At 66.7% G+C, this 20,609-nt stretch carries 19 protein-coding genes; 3 read left to right on the forward strand and 16 right to left on the reverse strand.

Annotated features, from left to right (window positions below; all coding sequences use genetic code 11):
* Position 1: 1 nt before the first annotated feature.
* The 3 genes from EO174_RS05205 to EO174_RS05215 all read right to left on the reverse strand — a co-directional run bounded on the left by EO174_RS05205 (position 2) and on the right by EO174_RS05215 (position 2,907).
* Positions 2-442: a response regulator gene (locus EO174_RS05205; protein WP_104583792.1), complete on the reverse strand. Its 441-nt coding sequence runs from the start codon at positions 440-442 to the stop codon at positions 2-4.
* A complete protein-coding gene (locus EO174_RS05210; RefSeq protein WP_126942810.1) occupies positions 439-2,250 on the reverse strand; it encodes an ATP-binding protein in 1,812 nt (603 codons plus the stop codon). Before EO174_RS05210 ends, EO174_RS05205 begins: the two co-directional genes overlap by 4 nt.
* 285 nt (positions 2,251-2,535) lie before the next feature.
* Positions 2,536-2,907, reverse strand: coding sequence for a BON domain-containing protein (locus EO174_RS05215; RefSeq protein WP_164739034.1), 372 nt, complete (start codon positions 2,905-2,907; stop codon positions 2,536-2,538).
* Between the two features lie 151 nt (positions 2,908-3,058).
* On the opposite strand from EO174_RS05215, the gene EO174_RS05220 reads away from it, so the two are divergent.
* Positions 3,059-4,126: an oxidoreductase gene (locus tag EO174_RS05220; protein ID WP_126942813.1), complete on the forward strand. Its 1,068-nt coding sequence runs from the start codon at positions 3,059-3,061 to the stop codon at positions 4,124-4,126.
* Between the two features lie 204 nt (positions 4,127-4,330).
* Here EO174_RS05220 and gnd read toward each other — a convergent pair whose 3' ends face one another.
* From gnd to EO174_RS05260, 8 genes are all read right to left on the reverse strand, one after another.
* Positions 4,331-5,272 (reverse strand): phosphogluconate dehydrogenase (NAD(+)-dependent, decarboxylating), encoded by a 942-nt coding sequence (gene gnd, locus EO174_RS05225; RefSeq protein ID WP_126942816.1) that lies wholly within the window; start codon positions 5,270-5,272, stop codon positions 4,331-4,333.
* 20 nt (positions 5,273-5,292) lie between these two features.
* A complete protein-coding gene (locus EO174_RS05230; RefSeq protein WP_126942819.1) occupies positions 5,293-6,663 on the reverse strand; it encodes a hypothetical protein in 1,371 nt (456 codons plus the stop codon).
* Between the two features lie 141 nt (positions 6,664-6,804).
* Entirely contained in the window at positions 6,805-7,185 is a 381-nt protein-coding gene (locus tag EO174_RS05235; protein WP_104583789.1) for a glycine zipper 2TM domain-containing protein, read from the reverse strand.
* A 121-nt stretch (positions 7,186-7,306) separates the two neighbouring features.
* A complete protein-coding gene (locus EO174_RS05240; protein ID WP_164740091.1) occupies positions 7,307-8,107 on the reverse strand; it encodes a DUF2242 domain-containing protein in 801 nt (266 codons plus the stop codon).
* A gap of 74 nt (positions 8,108-8,181) precedes the next feature.
* Positions 8,182-9,246: a DNA methyltransferase gene (locus EO174_RS05245; RefSeq protein WP_126942824.1), complete on the reverse strand. Its 1,065-nt coding sequence runs from the start codon at positions 9,244-9,246 to the stop codon at positions 8,182-8,184.
* Positions 9,239-10,336, reverse strand: coding sequence for a hypothetical protein (locus EO174_RS05250; protein WP_126942827.1), 1,098 nt, complete (start codon positions 10,334-10,336; stop codon positions 9,239-9,241). The genes EO174_RS05245 and EO174_RS05250 overlap by 8 nt, the downstream gene beginning before the upstream one ends.
* Positions 10,337-10,358: 22 nt before the next feature.
* Positions 10,359-11,762: a nicotinate phosphoribosyltransferase gene (locus EO174_RS05255; protein WP_126942830.1), complete on the reverse strand. Its 1,404-nt coding sequence runs from the start codon at positions 11,760-11,762 to the stop codon at positions 10,359-10,361.
* Positions 11,763-11,887: 125 nt separating this feature from the next.
* Entirely contained in the window at positions 11,888-12,943 is a 1,056-nt protein-coding gene (locus EO174_RS05260; protein ID WP_104649212.1) for a bifunctional nicotinamide-nucleotide adenylyltransferase/Nudix hydroxylase, read from the reverse strand.
* A 163-nt stretch (positions 12,944-13,106) separates the two neighbouring features.
* Between EO174_RS05260 and EO174_RS05265 the strand changes: the two genes are divergently transcribed.
* A complete protein-coding gene (locus tag EO174_RS05265) occupies positions 13,107-13,973 on the forward strand; it encodes an endonuclease/exonuclease/phosphatase family protein (protein WP_126942833.1) in 867 nt (288 codons plus the stop codon).
* A gap of 54 nt (positions 13,974-14,027) precedes the next feature.
* On the opposite strand, the gene EO174_RS05270 is transcribed toward EO174_RS05265, so the two are convergent.
* Positions 14,028-14,912 carry a LysR substrate-binding domain-containing protein gene (locus tag EO174_RS05270; RefSeq protein ID WP_126942836.1) on the reverse strand — a complete coding sequence of 295 codons (885 nt, stop codon included), beginning with the start codon at positions 14,910-14,912 and terminating at the stop codon, positions 14,028-14,030.
* A gap of 193 nt (positions 14,913-15,105) precedes the next feature.
* Between EO174_RS05270 and EO174_RS05275 the strand changes: the two genes are divergently transcribed.
* Entirely contained in the window at positions 15,106-15,849 is a 744-nt protein-coding gene (locus EO174_RS05275) for a sulfite exporter TauE/SafE family protein (protein ID WP_126942839.1), read from the forward strand.
* Between the two features lie 183 nt (positions 15,850-16,032).
* On the opposite strand, the gene EO174_RS05280 is transcribed toward EO174_RS05275, so the two are convergent.
* The 4 genes from EO174_RS05280 to EO174_RS05295 all read right to left on the reverse strand — a co-directional run bounded on the left by EO174_RS05280 (position 16,033) and on the right by EO174_RS05295 (position 20,562).
* Positions 16,033-18,192 carry a carboxy terminal-processing peptidase gene (locus EO174_RS05280; RefSeq protein ID WP_206515044.1) on the reverse strand — a complete coding sequence of 720 codons (2,160 nt, stop codon included), beginning with the start codon at positions 18,190-18,192 and terminating at the stop codon, positions 16,033-16,035.
* Positions 18,193-18,568: 376 nt separating this feature from the next.
* A complete protein-coding gene (gene lipA, locus EO174_RS05285) occupies positions 18,569-19,582 on the reverse strand; it encodes a lipoyl synthase (protein WP_119129570.1) in 1,014 nt (337 codons plus the stop codon).
* A gap of 15 nt (positions 19,583-19,597) precedes the next feature.
* Positions 19,598-20,296 (reverse strand): lipoyl(octanoyl) transferase LipB, encoded by a 699-nt coding sequence (lipB, locus tag EO174_RS05290; protein ID WP_126942845.1) that lies wholly within the window; start codon positions 20,294-20,296, stop codon positions 19,598-19,600.
* On the reverse strand, positions 20,284-20,562 hold the full coding sequence (locus EO174_RS05295) for a YbeD family protein (protein ID WP_104583778.1): 279 nt from the start codon (positions 20,560-20,562) through the stop codon (positions 20,284-20,286). Before EO174_RS05295 ends, lipB begins: the two co-directional genes overlap by 13 nt.
* Between the last annotated feature and the right edge of the window lie 47 nt (positions 20,563-20,609).

The following is a 20,609-nucleotide window of genomic DNA, read 5'->3' on the forward strand; positions in this document are numbered from 1 at the left end:
GTCAGTCCAGCTCCGGTGCCTGATTGATGACCGCCCAGAAGGTGCCGAGCGTCTTGACTGCGTTGAAGAACTGATCCACGTCCACCGGCTTGACCACGTAGGCATTGACGCCCAGGTCCCAGCTGCGGGCCAGGTCGCTCTCTTCGCGCGAGGATGACAGGATCACCACCGGCAGGCGCTTGAGCGTCTCCTCGCTGCGGATCTGCTTGAGCACTTCCAGCCCGTCCAGGCGCGGCATCTTGATGTCCAGCAGCAACACGGCCGGCAGGCCTTCCTCGCGATCGGCGAAGATGCCCCGGCGCAGCAGGTAGTCCATGGTTTCCACGCCGTCCTCGACGTGCACGATGGGATTGGCCAGGCGGGCTTCGCGCAAGGCATCGACGGCCATTTCCGCATCGGCCGGGCTGTCTTCTGCCAGAAGAATGGTACGGATGGCGGTCATACAGTGAACTCTTGGTTGGGCGCTTCAAGCGCAGGGGGAAGCACGAAATAGAACGTGGCGCCTTCATCGACCGCGCCCTCGGCCCAGATCCGGCCGCCGTGACGCGTCAGCACGCGCCGCACGCTGGCCAGGCCGATGCCGGTGCCGGCGTATTCGCTGGCCTTGTGCAGGCGCTGGAACACACCGAACAACTTGGCGCTGTATTCCATGTCGAAGCCGGCGCCGTTGTCGCGCACGCTGAACTGATGGCCGCCGTCGGCCATCGGCGTGTAGGTGACCTCGATCCTGGCCACCGTGCGCTTGGCGCTGTATTTCACCGCGTTGCCAAGCAGGTTCATCCACAGCTGGCGCATCATGTTTTCGTCGGCCACCAGCACCGGCAACGGCGCGATGTGCCAGTCCACCCGGTGGCCGGTGTTCTCGCTCTGCACGTTGGAATCCAGGATCGCGCGCGTTTCCGACACCAGCGACTGCATGTCCACCGCCTGCAGCCGCAGCGCACTGCGGCCCAGGCGCGAGTACACCAGCAGATCGTCGATCAACGAGGCCATGCGCCGCGCCGAGCTGCTGATCACTTCCATGTAGTGACGCGATTTCTCGTCCGCCGCATCGCCCAGATGGCGCGCCAGCTTGTCGGAGAATCCAGCCACATGGCGCAGCGGCGCGCGCAGATCGTGCGAGACCGAATAGCTGAAGGCTTCCAGCTCGCGGTTGACCTCCGACACCTGCTCCACCTTGCCTTCCATCTGCCGGTTGAGCTCCTGGATGCGCAGCTGCGAGGCCTTCTGCAGGCTGATGTCGCTGACCGTCATCAGTACCACGTCTTCATCGCTGGTGTCCGGCAGCGGCATGCGCCGCGCGTTGATCAGCATGGTGCGCAGCACGCCATCGGCGGCGCGCTGCTCGTGTTCGTAATCCCACAACTCGCGGCCGCGCAGCAGCACGTCGGCCAGCCGCTGATGGATCTGCGCATCGCGCCACACGCCCTCGCCCACGTCGTCCAGCGCCATCGATTCGTTGCCGCGCTCCTCCAGCCCGTACAGCTCGGCAAACGCCGGGTTGTGCAGCAGGATGCGCTGACTGGAGTCCAGCAGCACGATCGGCTCGCGCACGGTCTGCAACACCGACGACGCGCGGCCGTTGGCGCGCAGGTATTCCTGCTCGGCCGCCAGGCGGCGACGGATCTGCCGCTGCAGCAACCAGGTCACCGTGCCCAGCAGCAGCAGCTGCACCACCAGCGTGGCCCAGCTCAACACCGCGTAATGCGCCCGCTCGTTCTCGGCACGCACGTTGCGCAACTCCAGCAGCTTGCCCTCGGCCTCCTGCAACTCGTCGATCAGCACGCGGATCGGGTTGTTCAGGGTCATGTCGTTGATCAGCGCGCGGATCTGCTCCGGGTCGGTGGTCACCGCAACCCGCTCGGCCAGCAACAGGCGCCGCTCGATGGTGCTCTGGATACGCCCCATCCGCACCTGTTGCGCGGGGTTGTCCTTGGTCAGCACGATCAACCGCTGCACCGCGTCCATTGACTCGCGCCGGCCGCGCCGCATGCGTTCCAGCAGGGCCGGGCGCTGCACGCCATGCGAGCGCATCAAGGCCGCCGATTCGGTGTCGCGCATCGCCGCTTCCAGACGCTGGGCGGTCTCCTGCACGTCCTGGCTATGCGAGACCCACACTGCGGCCTGGTTGGCGTTGTGCGCCATCTGCTGCAGCAGCAACGACGGCACCACCACAATCAGGAACACGGCAACCGCCAGTAACGGCAGGCGCCAGCGATCCCATTTGTCTGCTTGGACCGTTGTCTGCATTGCTAGGTCTGTGTCCGCTCGCTGCCAGGGCCCCGAAGGCAAGTCGGTATTGTGTCCGATCAGGCCAGAGATGAGATTAACGATTCAGCCTGGTCGCTCCGATGGCGACATAGCTGAATGGGCATATGATAAGTGCAGTAAACGTGAAAATGGCGCGAGCGCCCCGCCGCCCGTCGGCCTGCCTGCGTCGGGCGCAGACAACAAAAAGGCGCACTCCTGGGAGTGCGCCTCGTGCTCGGATCAGCCGCCTCGCCTCGGCTGGCCCGGCATTCACTACCTCTGCAATTACATCTTTGCAGCGACCACCTTCAGACCAGTGGACTTGACGCTCTTGACGCCTTCGATGCCCTTGGCAACTGCCACGGCCTTGTCGTGCTCGGCCTTGGTCGCAACCGTGCCGGTCAGGGTGACGATGCCGTTCTTGGTCTCGACCTTGACGTCGGTACCCGACACATTGTCGGTCGCCAGCAGGTCGGCCTTCACCTTGGTGGTGATCCAGGTGTCGGTGACCGGCTTCTTGGACTCGTTCATGCCGGCGGCATGGTCCTTGTGGTCGGCGTGTTCCTGCGGCGCGGCAAATGCCTGCGAGGCGCCCAGCGCCAGACCCAGCGACAGCGCCACGGCCAGCAGCTTACGTACCTGTGTGATGTTCTTCATCGGATAGTCCCTCCTGTTGAATGTGGCTGGAGTCTGCAGTGGCGCTCGTCGTGCACACGTGACTGCCGGATGCAGGGGTTGTGAACCCGGCGCACACGGGTGTGTGCAATACCATGCAGGCCTCTTCCGTCGTTGCGATGAACCGTTTTCAATGCCTAAACCGTTCAATCTGGCCGTCGTCGGCTATGGCTATGTCGGCCGCACCTTCCATGCCCCGCTGATCGCCAGCACTCCGGGCCTGACACTGCACAGCGTGGTGTCGTCCAAGCCGCAGCAGGCACAGGCCGACTTTCCCGAGGTCGCCGTGCTTGCCGATCTGGACACGGCACTGGCCGATCCCGCGCTGGATGCGGTGGTGCTGGCCACTCCCAACCAGACCCATGCGCCGTTCGCGTTGCAGGCCCTGGCAGCCGGCAAGCATGTGCTGGTCGACAAGCCCTTCGCGCTGGACGCCGCGCAGGCGCGCGCGGTAGTGGCTGCCGCCGCAGCGGCCGGGCGCATCGTCAGCGTGTTCCAGAACCGGCGCTGGGATGCGGACTTCCTGACCGTGCGCCGGCTGATCGAGGAAGGCCAGTTGGGCGAGGTGGTGGAATTCCATTCGCACTTCGACCGCTTCCGGCCGCAGGTGCGCGACCGCTGGCGCGAGAGCGACATCCCCGGCGCCGGTCTCTGGTACGACCTGGGGCCGCATCTGCTCGATCAGGCGCTTCAGTTGTTCGGCACGCCGCAGGCGATCGGTGCGGATCTGCAGCGCCAACGCAACCAGGCGCGCAGCGACGACTACTTCCACGTCACCCTGCGGTATCCGCGGCTGCGCGTGATCCTGCATGCCGGCTCGCTGGTGGCCGACAGCGGCCTGCGCTTTGCCGTGCACGGCACCCGTGGCAGCTATCTCAAGCACGGGCTGGACACGCAGGAAGACCAGCTACGTGCCGGACGCCGCCCCGGAACTGCCGGTTGGGGGGTGGACCCACTCCCGGGCACGCTGACCCGCGTGGACGACGAAGGCCGCGTGCACACCCATCAACCCGACACCACGCCGGGCGACTACCGGCAGTGCTACGCCGCCTTCCGCGATGCCCTGGCAGGCACCGGCCCGGCGCCGGTCAGTGGCGCCGACGCGGTGCAGGTGATGGAGCTGCTGGAGCTGGCGCAACGCAGTGCCGCCTCGGGCCAGGTGCAATGGCTGGAAGACACGAGCGCGGCTTCGCGCGGCTGATGCACGGCCGGGCGCCGGTGCAGGCGCCCAGCCGATATTCGGCATCGGCAATGGCGCGCTCGCGTCCTGCGGTGCCACGTGCGGGCACCGCACCAATGCGCACTGCACTCAGTCAGCGGGCACGCCAGCAGTCGCCAGACACAGACGCGATGGAACAGACCTGCACTGCGCGCCATGCAGGCGCGCAGGCGTCGGCGCGATCGCTCAGACGTCCTTGCTGCCGATCGTCGGCGCGGCTTCCGTGGTGGTCTTGACCGCATGACCACCGAACTGGTTGCGCATTGCGGCCAGCAGCTTGTCGGTGAACGAATCCTTGTCGCGCGAGCGCAGGCGCTCCATCAGCGACAAGGTGATGATCGGCGCCGACACTTCCAGGTCGATCGCCTCGGCCACCGTCCAGCGGCCTTCGCCCGAATCGGCCACGAACGGTGCAATCCCGGCCATGGTCGGATTGTGCGCCAGCGCATCGGCGGTGAGGTCCAGCAGCCACGAACGCACGACGCTGCCATCGCGCCAGATCTCGGCGACCTGGTGCAGGTCAAGCGCAAAGTCGGTCTTGTGCTGCATCAGCGCGAAGCCCTCGGCATAGGCCTGCATCATTCCGTACTCGATGCCGTTGTGGACCATCTTGGTGAAGTGGCCCGCACCGCTCGGACCGACCGGGCCCCAGCCCTTGTCCGCGGCAGGCGCCAACGTGGCCAGCACTGGATGCAGCGTGGTCACCGCCGCTTCGTCGCCGCCCACCATCAGGCTATAGCCTTCCTGCAGGCCCCAGACACCGCCACTGGTGCCGCAGTCGACAAAGGCGATACCGCTGGACCGCAACAACGCGGCGCGGCGTTGCGAATCCTTGTAGTACGAATTGCCGCCGTCGATGACGATGTCGCCAGGCTGCAACAGCGGCAGCAACTGCGCCAGGGTGTCGTCGACGATCTTGCCCGCCGGCACCATCAACCACACCACGCGCGGGCTCGGCAGCGCGGACACCAGCGCGGCCAGCGCATCAGCGGTGACAATGCCCTTGGCCTGCGCACTGCGACGCGCGCTTTCGCCCGGATCGTAGCCATGCACGCGGTGTCCGCCGTGCACCAGGCGCTCGGCCATGTTGGCGCCCATGCGGCCCAAACCCACCATACCCAGTTCCATAATCGCTCCTCATGATCTGATCAGTGCAGGGTGCCATGCCCGGCGTACGCCGGCGTGGCGGAATTCTCAATGGATTGTTCCGCGGCGGTGCCGGCGCCGCACTGCTGCAGCTGCCAGTCGATCCAGCGCCAGTACAGGGTGCTGCGCAGGTTGTGCAAGGTCAGGTCGATGGCATACGGCGTGCGCGGGTTGCGATCGAGCAGGCGCGCCACGTGGTACCCGATCGGCTTGATGCCCTTGGGATGCACGTACACCAGAAAGCCCTGGTAGAACGGGTCATCCAGCAGGCCTTGCAGCGTTTGCAGGCGTACCTGCTGCTGCGGGTCGAGCGTGGCACGCAGCGCGGCATCGCGCTCGTACAGCAGCCGCTCGAAGCGCCGCTTGCCCGGCCCGCGCAGCTCCCTGGCCAGCTCCCAGATCTGCCGGTTGCGCGCGTCGTAATGCGCAAAGCCGCCGTGCTGGGCCAGCGCCTGCGCGGCTGCGTCGCTCACATCCACCACCACGAAGTTCTCGGCCTGGTTGTGGATGTCGTCCAGGGACGACTTGTCGAACACATGCGCAATGAACCCCGGCGCGCCGACAAACGCCTGGCGCCCCAGCTGCGCGGTCCTGACCGCCTTGCCGTCGGCGAAGAAGTCGCCGGCATGCGCACCCAGCAGGATGCTGTCGGTGTCGTGCAGGGTCAGAAAGGTGCCGATCGACAACTCGCCGGCGCTGAACACCTGATCGAATCCCGCATCGCCATACAGTTCGCGCTGCGTGGCCAATTGGGCCACCTGCCGTCCCACCCCGCATTCGGAGCGCACCTGCCCGTGGTAGAACGCATCCAGCGCCTGCGCGTTGCTGCCGCGCGGTTGATAGCCGCGCCCGAAACTGCGAAAGCCGCTCCAGCCCTGCGACGCCGCGCCGCGCCAGCCGAAGCCGATCCAGCCCAGTTGCAGCGCCGAAAACCGGTAGCCCGGGTTGTCCTGCAGCCGTGTGGCTGCGCGCCGCGTGGCCGCACCGAGTTCGAACGCATACGCGCATTGGGTCGCCGTATCGTCCAGCAAGGCCACGAGCGTGGCGGCGCGTTGTTGCGTGTTCCAGCTGGCCGGCAGCGTCAGCTGCAGATCTCCGGCCGCGCGTGCCTGCGCCAGCGACGCGCGCGTGCATGGCTCGCCGCGCTGGATCACCGGCGCACTCACCGCAGCGTTGCCGATCTCCCAACCGAGCTGGCGCAACAGGATATCGACGCAGTCCACCGGGGCCTTGCGCGCGGCCTCGCTCGGCGTGGCCAAGGCGGACTGCAGCAGCTGCGCGGCGAGCAACGCGGCAGCGCACAGGCGCACGCCAAGGCGACCGCGCCGTCCATGCGGTGCAGCCGCAGGTGCGGCTGCGAACGCAAGCCGCATGCGTCCTGCCTGCAATCGCTTGCGGGAGCTGCGGAAAACACTCATCTAGTTGCGGTGACGCGGATCGGCAGCAAGGCGCTGCACCCTCAGACGTAGAAAGCCCCGGCAGGACCGGGGCTCGCAGGATTCAATGCACCATTCTCAGCGACGTTCGCAGACGCGCTCGACCTGACGATTGCCATTGGTCTGCTGGCGATTGCCCTGGATGGTGCGGCCCGCTGCACCACCGGCGACCGCGCCAGCCACGGTGGCCAGCTTCTTGCCGTTGCCGCCGCCGACCTGATTGCCGAGCAGTCCGCCGATGGCAGCGCCGGCGACGGTGCCGCCGATCCGATTCGGATCGGTCGAGTTCTTCTGCACTTCGACATTGCGGCAGCGCACGCGCGTTCCGTCGCCGAACTTGCGGCCTTCATCTGCTTCGGTATAACGCTGCTGATGCGACCGCGTCTGCGCCTGCGCCAAGGTGCTCGTCGCCATCAACGCGATCAGGGACATACCCACGAGGGAATTGCGCATCTTCATCGTCTGTCTCCATCTCGCCCCTTCGGCGAGTCATGGTTCCACTTTCGCCAGTTGGTCGAGAACGCAACGTGAAGCGTGCGGCCAGCGATTCAGGCTTTGGCACAGAGCCTGAATCACGTCCTCACGGCTGTGTTGCCGGCCCGGTTTGCGGCACCTCGGCCGGCGTCGGTGGCGGGTCTTGCGCTTCCACCGGCAACGGTGCCACCGGCGGCTGCGCGACAGGGGGCTGAGCGACCGGCGCTGCAACCGGTGACGGCGCGGCAGCGGGCGTGTTGGTCGCCTCGCCCGTCTGAGCGGCCGCAGTCGCCGCAGGCATGGGGACCGCCGGTGCCACTGGCATTGCATGCGCAGGCGATGGCGGCACCGCAGCTGCAGCCGCCGACACCGCCTCGGTGACCTTGGGCAGATACGAATTCAGACGATCGAAGAACCGCTTGTAGAAGGCCGCGTCCTGCACCGTGGTGCTGGATACGCGCACCAGCGAATCGCCGCTGCTGCCCACCGGCAGCGACAGCGAGCCGAGTACGCCCACCCCGACGCTGGCCGAGGTCGAACTCTTCTTCAGCGCGTAACGGTCCTGCAATGCGCTGACGAACACCTGCGCCTTGCCGCCGTCCTGCGTGGCGCAGGAAATGCGCAGGTTGAGCTGTTCGCTCTGCTCGGCTTCCTTGAGCTGGAAGTTCTTGCTGCCCTCCACCGCGGCGGCATCGGCACGCGTCACCGCATAGCCCTGGCTCAACAACACCCGTCGCGCGGCCTCGCAGGCCTGCGGCGAGGTGGCTGCCACATTGCGCGAATAGGTGTCGTCGGAATTGAACGACTCGCGCATCAGCATCGTGTCGCCCTTGCTGCCGCCGCAGCCAGCCAGGGTTGCCAGCGCGCCAAGCAGGGCGCCGTGCGCAATCAGGGAAGAACGAGACATGGAGACATTCCGGCATCCAAAACCGGCACAGAGCATAGCCGCAACCCATGTGCGCGCGGCGTCGCCTGGCCGGCTCAGGGCAACGGCGGTTCATCCGCTGGCAGTTGCAGGTCCAGCTGCAGGCGGCTGCCGTCTGCACCGATGCGCTCGGCGCGCAGATAGTGGTGCGCACGCACCGCCGCCAGCGCGACCGGCGCCCGGCACGGCTCGCCCCACAGGCTCAGGGCAAATCCCTGCGCCTGCAGCCACACGGTGAGGCGGTCCCAGAGCGGCTGCTCGGCCTGCAGGATCAGGTCCAGATCCGCCGGCCCCTCCGGCACCGACGCCGGCGACTCCAGCCAGCGCGCGTAGCTGCCGTGCACCTCCACCGGCAGGCCGTTTGCCCGCAACGCATGCAGCAGCTGCGCTGCCTGCTGCAGGTCCAGCCGCGCACGGCAGTGCTGGAAGATCAGTGCGTATTCGTGGCTGCGATCGCTCTGCGTGCCTGCAGGCGCCAGCGCTGCGCCCGGCCGCCGGTAGCACAGCACCCGCTCCTCGCGCAGGGTGAACAGGCTGGCAAGGATCCGCCCCAGATCCCAGGCCTGCGGGATCACCCGCCCGCCGACGACGACGTTCTCCACCATCGCCACACCGAACCCACCCGGTCGCAAGCGCTTGCGCAGCGCATGCAATACCGCGCGCATGCCGGACAGATAGCCCGCGTAATCGGCACTGGCGTACAGCTGCCCGGGCAGCACCTCACCGTGCCAACGGCAACCGAAATACGGCACGTTGGTCAGGCACAGGTCGATCGCCGCGGCGGGCGCGGTGTCGACCAGCGTGCCGACCACCACCGGCGCCTGCACGCCGTGCCGCTGCAGGCGCGTGCGTGCCAGTTGCGCGCGTGCGGCATCGATCTCCATGCCATGCGCGCCACGCCCTTCCAGCGTGGCCGCCAGCAGCGTGCTGCCGAATCCGCAGAACGGGTCGAACACCTGCGCGCCCGGCGCGCTGAAGTGCCGCACGAACGGGCGCATCTGGTTGACCCAGCCACAGTCGCGCCCGCCAAGTGGATCGGCTGCGCGCAACGCCTCGGGCAGTGCCCAGGACGGGTCATCCGGTGTGGGCGTCCACCAGCTGCGCTGATCGAGCTCATCCACCGGCCGGCTCCCACAGCACATCGGCATCCGGGTCCCAGCCCGCACACAGGCGGCCATTGGCAAAGAACACCAGCTTGTAGAGGTCGCCGGTGGCATGGCGTGCGTGCATGGCCGCGTAGTCGGCACTTTCGAACACCACGTCCAGGCCGTCTTCGCTGCGCATGCGCAGATTCCAGAAGTAATAGCCCTCGGTCATGCCATCCGCCTGCCAGCGCGACCACCACCGCTGCTGCATGCAGTCCGCCAACAGGCGCTCCATGCCGATGCGATGCTGCGCGATGTACCGCCAGGTGCCGTTGCTGCGGTACGCATCGTCCAGACGCGACAACTCGCGAAAGATCACCTGCGTGGCGCCACAGCTGCGCGCCCACGCGAGGTACTGCGCCACGGCATCGGCAGTGTCCACCCCGCCCCGCTGCACGATGCAGACCAGCCGCACCGGCAGGCGCGCTGCAAGGCGTTGCGCCGTGCGCGCGAAAGTAGCTGCATCGGCAATGGGTTCGCCGGGACGAAAGCGCATGATCGCATCGTTGCCGGCCTGCAGCGGGTGGTGGCGCGACAGCTCGATCCACGACAGGCCGAACTCGACCAGGGCATCGATCAGCTGTGCCCCCTGCGCGCGCGCAAAGCCGGCGCCATTGCTGTACAGCACGCGCTGCTCCACGCGCGGGCCGTCGGGCGTCGTCGCCAGGGTCTGCAGCAGGGTCTGCAACCAGTCCGGATCGTCGGTCATCTCCAGGCCGGACAACGAATACGACAACGGCACCTCGTGCAGCAGCTGCAACGCAGCGCGCAACTGCGCAAAGTAGTCCGGCCCTGGCCGCAACATCGCTGCTGCCGCGCCACCATGATGCTGGCGCAGGTTTTCCGAGCAGAATCCGCAGCGCGCCGAGCACGGCTGTACCGACGCATACGGAGTGAACGTGATCGGCAGCGCTACCCGGTACGCGCGCGCGCCGATGCGCAGTGCATGCCATCGGCCGCTCTCGCCCTGCTCCGGCACGCGCCGCCACAGGCTGGGGGCGGCGGCGCGCAACCCGGCCAGCAGCGGCGAGGCAGACAGCAACGCGTTGTCATCGATCGCGCGCATGGCGGTGCCTGCGTGGCGAACGTCAGCGGCGCGCGGCGTCGGCACGTGCGCGCACCTGTTCCAGGGTCCACTCCTGCTGCATGACGCCGTTTTCCCACACCGTCACCAGCGCATCGTCGCTGTCTGCATGTGTGCCGACGTCGTCCAGCAACGCGCTGCGATAACTGCCATCGCCGCGGTTGCGCAGCAAGGTCAGCCGACCGCGCTTGCTCTGCTTGCCCTTGTCGGTGACCGGGTCCTTGTAGACATCGATCCATTGCCCGTCCACGCGCACGGCCGAGCACTTCAGCGCGAACTTCTGCGTATCGCGATCCACCTTCTGCAACAGCGCACCGCCCATGCCGAAGGCGACGTTGTCGGCGGCATACCCGGCAGCGGTGATGCGTTCGAGGATCGCGCGCAGCGACTGTGGATTGATGCCATCGCCCTGGATCACCCGCACATGGTTGAGCACCTTGTAGCCCTTGCCGTTGAGCCGATGGCCGAAGGCCTCGTCCAGCAGCACCAGGCAGTGCTCGACCACGTCCACCGGGTCGCCCGAATCCGGGCGGATCACCACCGTCGCACCGGAGGCGATCACCTGCTCGCGCAAGGCGGTGCCCCAATGCTCGCGGATCGCGTGGTAGATGTCGTAGCTATCCGATACCACCGCCACCAGCGAGCCGGGACGCGCGAACTGCGTCAGCATGTTGCGGTACGCATCGGCCTCGCGCTCGCGGCCCCAGCTGGTGATGGTGCTGTGCTCGGCGGCGGGAATCGAATACCCCGCCACCGGCGTGTGGTAGTGCGCACGCGCGAGCAACAACGCCGACAAGGTATCGGTGCCGAGGAAGTTCACCAGATGCGCCGCACCACCCAGCGCGGCCGAGCCAAGACTGGAGACACCACGCGCGCCGAAGTCATGCAGCTTGAACGGCAACTGCCCTTCCGGATCGTCGCTGGTGCGCTGCAGGTAATCGCGCACGACCTGCTTCACCTGCCAGCTCACCGTTGCCACCGTCACCGGGTACCACACGCGCAACAGCAGTGTTTCCAGATACGACGGAACCCAGAACGCCTTGGGATCGGTGGATTCGATCGTCATCAACACATTGTGCGTGGGCACGACCGCGCCTTCGGGCACGGCGCGGATGCGGATCGGCAGTTGCCCGCCGAGACGATCGACGATGTCGCGCCAGCCGGCTTCGTTGAACGGCTCGCCATGCGCGGCCAGCAAGGCCTTCGCATCGTCGATGTCGGCATGCGTCACCGGCCGGTTGATCGCCTCCTTCAGGATCGACTGCAGGCCGAAGAACACGGTCTGGTCGTAGACGCCACCGCGCGATTCGACATAGAAAAACGCCGCATCGGTGCCAGGTGGATACTGCAGCCAGTGGCTGGCCTTGTAGCTGTCGGTGTTGAGCAGCAGGTTATCGAGGTAATGCATGACGGAAGCTCCTTCGCGTCGGGTGAACCGGCGGTCTGTCCGCCGGCGGGAGGCTACGGTTCGAGCCGATCTTGGATTGCGCGCGGATGCCTTTGGTGGACGACGGCACGCACCCGTTGTCGCTCTTAGCCGCGACCCAGAAAGAATTCGAGGATATGCAGGTGATCTTCGTACAGGCGCGGCCCCATCGCCATCACTTCCGCAAGCGGAATCCAGCGCGCCTTGTCGGCATCGTCGCCCCCGCGCACCGCAGGCAACTCGCCGGCCGGAAACTCGAAGTGGAAGGCATGGGTGATGGTGCGCCCGCGCAAGCTGCGCTCGGGGTGATCGAACACCTGGCGCCCACGCAACGACCCCTTGAGCACCGGCACCGGCACTTTCAGCCGGGTTTCCTCGCGCAGCTCGCGCAGGCAGCCGTCCAGCAGGCCTTCGTCCTGGCCGACGAAACCGCCCGGCAATGCCCACAGGCCCTTGCCCGGCTCGGCACGTCGACGCACCAGCAGCACGTGGCCCGAATGCACCACTACCGCATCGGTGGTGACGAAGGTCGGCGGATACGGGGCGTCCTTCCACGCGGCGCGATACTGCTCGATGAAGCGGTATTCGGCCACCAGCTGTGCATAGCTCGGCGAATTGCGCCGGAACGCTTCCAGCATGTCGTACACCGGCGCCGGCACATTGCCACGCAGCATCAGCAGCCCACCGTGGAAGCCGATCTCGCCGGCCTCGAACAGGTAGCGGCGCAATTCGGTGGCCGACAGCGTGGCGGTATGTTGCACGTCTTCCAGCGGCCACTGCGGAAACTCGCGCAGGTAATAGCTGCTGGCGTCCTTGTCCATGCCGATCAGGCCGATGCGTGCATCGAGCGTGCCGCCATCGGCCTGCACGGCCTCGGCAACCTGCCGCTGCACCTCGGCAATCCACAGGCTTTCGTTGTACAGATGGTCGCGCAACGGGCGCAGGATCAGCCGCGGGCTCTCGCCCGGCAACGCGGACTCGATCATCACCGCGCGTTCGGCGACGGTCCACGGATTGCGAATGGTGCGGGGGGTGTCGGCGGAGCCGATCAACACGATGAGCTTGTTCGCCTTGCCCAGCGCATGGCGGGCGACGGCGGCGTGGCCGTTATGAAAGGGCTCGAAACGCCCGATGAACACGAGATAGTCGTACTGCGATGCCATGAGAATCCCTCACGGTTGGCTAGGCAGCCAGCGGTCTATCCGCTGGCTTGGTGCAAATGCTACGCCGATGCGCGATAACGTCAAGCCGGCGCGGTGTCGCAATGACATTTCGGTCATGCAGGCCGATTAGACTCGCCGGTTGGTCCTTGAGGAATCCGCCTGCATGCCACGCTTGTCCTTTCGCGCTATCTCATATTCCTTGCTCGCCGCACTCGCGCTGCTGTGCATCGCCCTGCCTGCATTGGCCGCACCCGCGCCTGCACCCTTGCGGGTGATGTCGTTCAACGTGCGCGTGCCGGTGGACAGCGACGGTGACAAGCGCTGGGCCGTGCGCCGCACGGCGATGGTGGCATCGATCGAACAAGCGCACCCGGACGTCTTCGGAATGCAGGAACTGGTGCAGGAGCAGGCGCAGTATCTGGCTGCACAGCTGCCTGATTACCGCTGGTTCGGCAAGGGCCGCGACGCCGACGGCAACGGCGAACACATGGGTGTGTTCTACGACAGCCGCACGTTGTCGGTGGTGGAATCGGGCGACTTCTGGCTATCGGAAACGCCACAGGTGCCCGGCAGCCGCAGCTGGAATACCGACCTGCCACGCATGGTGACCTGGGCCCTGTTCGAGCGCCGCAGCGACAAGCGCCGCTTCTATCTGCTCAACACGCACTTCGCCCACCGCGACCAGGACGAGGCCGCCCGCGAGCACAGCGCGCGCGTCATCCTGTCGCGCATCGCGTCGCTGCCGGCCGACATTCCGGTGGTGCTGACCGGTGACTTCAACAGCGATCCCGACCAAGGCACCTACCGCATCCTCACCGCCACGCTTGCCGATGCACGTGCCCGCGTCTCGACGCCGCAAGGCCCGGAAAAAACCTTCCAGGACTTCACCACGCAACCGACCCGACGCATCGACTGGATCCTGTTCCGTGGCCTGACACCAACACGCTTTTCCACGCTGGATACCCGCCCAGGCGGTGTGTTGCCCTCCGACCACTACCCGGTGCTGGCCGAATTCGCCTGGCCGCATTGATCGTGCCGGCGAGGTGACGCTGTCACGATGCCGGCCCGTCTGACGGCACATAGGTCAATCGCGTTGCAGCCAATCGACCAGCGCTTGCAGCATGGTCGATGGCGCGGGCCCGTGACGCAGCACGATCGACAGTTGCCGAGGTGCCCATGCTTCATCCAGGGGCACGGTGACCAGCCGATCGCGCACGCATGAGCGTTGCACTGCGGCGTGCGGAAGAATCGCCACGCCCATGCCTTGTGCGAGCATGCGGCACAACGCATCGATGCCTTGCACCTTTGCACGGGTGCGCAACTGCACGCCGGCGCGGCTCACGTGTACGCGCAGGTGCCGTTGCAAGGCGCTGTCGCCGGCCAGGCCCAGCGTGTCCATTCCGGCGAGTTCGTTCAATCGCAGCGTCGAGGCGCCAGCCAGTGGATGCGTGGCAGCCATCACCAGCACCAGCCGATCCTCACGGAACGGCAGCACCTGCAGGCCACTGACATCGGCATGGCTTGCGACCACGGCGATGTCGGCGCGTTCCTCGCGCACCGCATCGGCGGCTTCGTCGCTGCCCTGCTCGGTCAACGCCAGATCCAGCTGCGGGTGTGCGATGAGAAAATCCGCCAGCCGTTCGGGCAGCCATGCCGACAGCGCCGCGGTATTGGCCGCCAGCCGCAGCGTCACCTGCCCGCCGCCACCGTAGCCGCCCAGCTCCAGCTGCAACGCCTCGGTCTGCCGCTGCAACTGCCGTGCGTGCCGCAGCAACACACCGCCGGCCGGGGTCAGGCCGACACCGCGGCGCCCGCGTTCCAGCAGGACGGCGCCCACTTGCAGCTCCAGCGCACGAATCCGCGCGCTGGCAGCCGCCAACGACAACGCCGCCCGTTGCGCGCCGGCAGTGATGCTGCCTGCCTCGACCACCGCGATGAACAAGCGTAGATCGACAAATTCCAGATGCATGAGCGCTCCACAGGCACGTGTACGTCAATCGATGTGCACCGGCCGCCGCCAAGGCAGGCCGGCCAACAGCCACCTAGCTGGCCATGGATCCTTCCATGCTCCGCGTCCCGTGCCTCAGCCTTCGGCTGTACCGAAGCCTGCATCAAACAATCCCGCATTGTCCGCGGCGGAACAAGCCCGGATCCTTGCCTGCATGGAGACCTTGCACACCCATTGGTATCTGATCGCAGGTATTTTCTTGCTGGCTGGCTGGGTCAAGGGCGTGGCCGGGATGGGCTTGCCGACCGTGGCAATGGGGCTGCTGGGTCTATGGCTGACACCTGCCGAGGCAGCGACGTTACTGGCGCTGCCTTCGCTGGTGACGAATGTGCAGCAAGCCTGGGGACCAGACACGCTCGCCGTGTTGCGACGCCTGTGGCCATTGCTGGCAACCGTGACGCTCGGCACCTGGCTGAGCGCAGGAGTGATGACAGGCGCCGATCCCAGCCTGGTCCGCGCCGGGTTGGGCGTGCTGCTGGCGCTGTATGCCCTGCTTGGGCTGGCCCGCCGCCAGTGGACGCTGCAGGCGCGTCACGAACCCTGGGCCGGGCCAGTGGCCGGGCTGGTCACCGGCCTGTTGAGTGGCGCCACCGGCGTGTTCGTGCTGCCATCACTGCCTTACCTCACCGCATTGCAGCTCCCGCGCGAGTCGTTGATCCGGTCCCTGGGCTGGTGTTTCGGCGTTGCGACGCTGGCGCTGGCCATCGCCCTGGCCTGGCACGGCGCGCTACCGGGTGCGGCGATCGCTCCATCGCTGTGGGCGCTGCTGCCCACCGCCACCGGCATGTGGCTGGGTGCCTGGGTACGCCATCGCATTTCCGCCGAGACGTTCCGGCGCTTCTTTTTCGCCACGCTGCTGGTGCTGGGCCTGCAAGGCATCTGGCAGGCAATGGCGTAAGGTCACATCGGACGCACTGAACACTGCAAGGCATACCGGTACGGCAGCCGGCTGGTCGATCCGCAATCACACCCGCTCGCGCTGGTAAGACCGATATGCAGGGTCGGCCAACAAAAACGCCACCGCAGTGCGGTGGCGCTTTTTATTCCTTCAACCCGATGGAGTCGCCGGGTGCTCGGCAGATCAGTCGGCCCAGCGTCCCGGTGCGGTCGACTGCGGCAGCACCTGCGCCGACAACGGCTGGTCCTGCGACAGCAGGCCCAGCGCATCGGCCAGGATGGCGGCCGATTCGTGCAGCAACGGGTCCGGGCGCTTTTCCGCGGCCTTTTCGCGTGCGGTGTCCTTGACGATATCGCGCTCGTTGCCGGTCAGGCCGTCGTCGCTGTCTTCGGCAAGCGGATCCAGCGGCAGGCCCAGCTGCTTGCGCAACTGCTGGCGGTCCTTGCGCTGCTGATCCTGCTTCTGACGCTCGGCAACGCGCTCTGCCTCGTTCAACGAGATGTACTTCTTGGCCTTCTCATCGCGGAACTGCTTGACGTCCTCTTCCCACCACTGGAACTCCTTGTCGGTGGCGATACGCGCAGTGTGCAGGACCTGCAACTTGGGCAGCAGCGGCGCGAAGTTGCCGTACTGGGTATGCGGCGCGGCGGCAATGCGCGTCCACGGCAGCGCATTGTCGTAGGTGCTCTCGCCGAACTCGGTGGCATCCACGCTGGCCGGGAATGCGATGTCCGGCACCACGCCCTTGTGCTGGGTACTGGAGCCACTGACGCGGAAGAACTGCGCGATCGTCAGCTTGACCTGCCCATAGCGCTGGCCTTCCGCAGCCGGCCAGCGGTCCAGGTCGACGATGTTCTGCACCGTGCCCTTGCCGAAGCTGGTTTCACCAATCACCAGACCGCGACCATAATCCTGGATGGCGCCGGCAAAGATCTCCGACGCCGACGCCGAGCCGCGATTGATCAACACGCCCAGCGGACCATCCCAGGCGACCTTGGGATTGCTGTCGCCATTGACGGTGACGCGGCCGCCGGATTCGCGCACCTGCACCACCGGACCCTGCTCGATGAACAGGCCGGTGAGCTCGATCGCTTCGTCCAGCGAACCGCCGCCGTTGTTGCGCAGGTCCAGCACCACGCCGTCGACCTTGTCGGTCTTGAAGCCGGCCAGCAGCTTGGCGACGTCGCGCGTTGCCGAGGCATAGTCGGTCGCGTTGCGGCGGCGGCCTTCGAAATCCTGGTAGAAGCCCGGCAACTTGATGATACCGATGCGACGCTCCGGCTCGCTGCCCTTGGCCGGCAGGGTGATGGTCTCGCCCTTGGCGGCCTGTTCGGCCAGGCGCACCTTCTGCCGGGTCAGCGTCACCGTGCGGTGCTTGCCGTCGATGCCCGACTCGGCCGGGATGTACTCCAGGCGCACCTGGGTGTCCTTGCTGCCGCGGATCTTGGCCACCACATCGTCGATGCGCCAGCCGATCACATCCTCGATCGCGCCGTTCTTGGCCTGGCCCACGCCGACGATGCGATCGCCCGGCTTGAGCGTGCCATCCACCGCCGCCGGACCACCCGGGATCACCTCGCGGATCACCACCATGTCGTCCTGCTTCTGCAGCTGCGCACCGATGCCTTCCAGCGACAGCGACATCTGCTGATTGAAGTTTTCGGCCGTGCGCGGGGTGAAGTAGTCGGTGTGCGGATCGACCGCATTGGTGTAGGCGTTGAGGAAGAACTGGAACACGTCCTCGGCCTTCAACTCGTTGACCGAATCGGCCAGCGCGGCATAGCGCTTGTCCAGCGTCTTGCGGATGTCATCAGGCTTCTTGCCGGCCAGCTTCAGGCGCAGCCAGTCGTTCATCACCGACTGGCGCCACAGCACGTCCAGCTGCTTGTCGTCGGCGGCCCACGGCACGTCCTTGCGGTCGTACTCGAACTTGTCGCTGCCGGTGAAATCGAAGTCCTGCTTGAGCAGGTCGCGTGCGTACTTGACGCGCTGATCCACACGCTTCTTGTAGACCGAAAACACCTGGAACGCCGGATCCAGCTTGCCGCCGCGCAGCGCATCGCCCACGCCCGCTTCCAGCGGCGCGAAGCCGGTGATGTCGGTCTGGGTGAAGAACTGTTTGCTGCCGTCCAGGGTTTCCAGATAACGCTTGAACACGTCCTTGGTCATCGCCTCGTCCAGCGTGCGCGGACGGTAGGCGTAACGGCTATCGGAGAGCAGGCCATAGACCAGCTTGGTCGCAGTGGCCTGGTCGGGCGTGGCTGCGGCCGGCAACGCCGTATCGGCGCGTGCGAGCAATGCCATCGGGGTGGTCAACACCAGCGCCAGCAGGCCGGCCTTCATGGACGCAGAAACGTTGTAGGTCATCGAATGGCTCTCGGCACAGGGCCGACGAAAGAAAGGCGGTGAACGGATCGGACAGCATGACAGTGCCGAAAGTTGCTGGCGTTGTCATCCGCTGGCTGAATCAGCCTAGCGCCGGGCCTGTAGCGGATTGTGAACGCGACCGTACCCTGCAGGCCAGAATGCAAAGGCCGGATACGACAAGACCCCGCAAGAGGCGGGGTCTCGTGGGTCGCTCGGCATCGAAATCGTTGCAACCGCTCGCACGCAGCTGCCACGTGGGATGCGCCCGGCCAGCACGCAGCTGCGGTGCCAGACGGTACATCCGCCCGGGCTGGCGACCGCAGCCGCCTGAGCACGGGGGCGATCGCCTGCCTTAGGCAGCCACGCCGGCGCCGGCCGCCTGCCGGTCGGCGTGGTACGACGAGCGCACCATCGGTCCGGAGGCGACGTGGCTGAAGCCCAGCGCATTGCCGTACTCCTCCAGCGCCTTGTATTCCTCCGGCGTCCAGTAGCGCATCACCGGATGGTGGTGCGGCGTCGGCTGCAGGTACTGGCCGATGGTGATCATGTCCACATCGTGCGCGCGCAGGTCGCGCAAGGTGGCCTGCACCTGTTCCATCGTCTCGCCCAGGCCGAGCATGATGCCGGACTTGGTGGCGATGGACGGATGCTGCGCCTTGAAGCGCTGCAGCAGGGTCAGCGACCACTGGTAATCGGCACCGGGGCGCACGTTCGGATACAGGTCCGGCACGGTTTCGATGTTGTGGTTGAACACGTCCGGCGGGCTGAGCGCCAGGATCTCCAGCGCGCGGTCCATGCGGCCCTTGCCGCGGAAGTCCGGGGTCAGGATCTCGATGCGGGTCCTGGGTGAACTGACCCGGATGGCCGCAATGCAGTCGACGAAATGCTGGGCACCGCCGTCGCGCAGGTCGTCGCGGTCCACGCTGGTCACCACCACGTACTTCAGGCCCATGTCGGCCACGGTGGTGGCCAGGCTGGCCGGCTCGTTCGCATCCGGCGGCTTGGGCCGACCGTGCGCTACATCGCAGAACGAGCAGCGCCGCGTGCACACCTCGCCCAGGATCATGAAGGTCGCGGTGCCGTGGCTGAAGCACTCGTGGATGTTCGGGCAGCTGGCTTCCTCGCAGACCGTGACCAGGCGGTTTTCGCGCAGCTTGGCCTTGAGGTTCTGCACTGCATTGCCGGACGGAATCCGCACGCGGATCCACGACGGCTTGCGCAGCACCGGTGCATCGACGAACTGCACCGGCGAGCGATTGATCTTGTCGCCACCGATCTGCTTGACGCCGGTCTGCAACGGCGCAGGTGCGGCGGAGTCGCCGGAGACGACCTGCAAGGGAATGGAACGGGCAATAGGCTGGGTCATGGCAATAACGGGCGCTCAGGCCGGAAGCGAAAGGTCGGGCAACGCGGACGCGGGCTGCAGGACGAGACCGAACTGGCGCGCCAGCTGATCGAGCAGCACCGCCTTGACGGCGTCCATCCCGGAGGGGCCGCCCAAGTCTAGCACCGAGGTCACCTGCAGGCCCTGGTAGCCGCAGGGATTGATGCGGTGGAACGGCTCCAGGTCCATCGCCACGTTGAACGACAGGCCGTGGAAGGTGCAGCCGCGCCGCACCCGGATGCCGAGCGCGGCGATCTTGGCCCCGCCCACGTACACGCCCGGCGCGCCGTCGCGGCGCTCGGCGACGATGTTCCACTCTTCCAGCGTGTCGATCAGCGCCTGCTCGATCTTGCACACGTAATCGCGTACGCCGATCCTGAGCCGGCGCAGATCCAGCAGCGGATAGACCACCAGCTGGCCCGGGCCGTGGTAGGTCACCTGGCCACCACGATCGACCTGCAGCACCGGAATCTCGCCCGGCGCCAGCACGTGCTCGGGCTTGCCGGCCTGGCCCAGCGTAAACACCGGCGCATGTTCGACCACCCACACCTCGTCGGCCGTGGCGTCATCACGCGCATCGGTGAACCGCTGCATCGCGCGCCACACCGGCGCATACTCCTGTCGACCGAGATCGCGCCACTGCGCCGGCAGGACGGGGACCGGGCCCGCCAGCGCCTGCACCGCTACAGCGTCCACTTCACTTCCGGATGGTCGCGCAGCGCCTGGTGCGCAGCGTCGAACTGCGCGCGGCTTTCGGCGCGGAAGCCGATCTTGACAGAGACATACTTGCCGCTGGACGAATGCTTCCAGCTGATGCTTTCCTCCAGCAGCTCCACGCCGGTGGCGGCGAGCAGGCGCGGAAGTTCGCTTTCCAGCCCGCGCTCGGCCGCGCCCATGGCGCTGAGCTCGAAGGTGCCGGGAAACTGGAAGCCGTGATCGGGGTTGTCGGTGCTGATTTCCATCAGCCCATTATCGGGACGATGGCGGACAAACCCAAGCCCGCAGTACA

It is taken from the genome of Xanthomonas sp. BRIP62418, from assembly GCF_003993495.1.
GTDB lineage: Bacteria > Pseudomonadota > Gammaproteobacteria > Xanthomonadales > Xanthomonadaceae > Xanthomonas > Xanthomonas euroxanthea.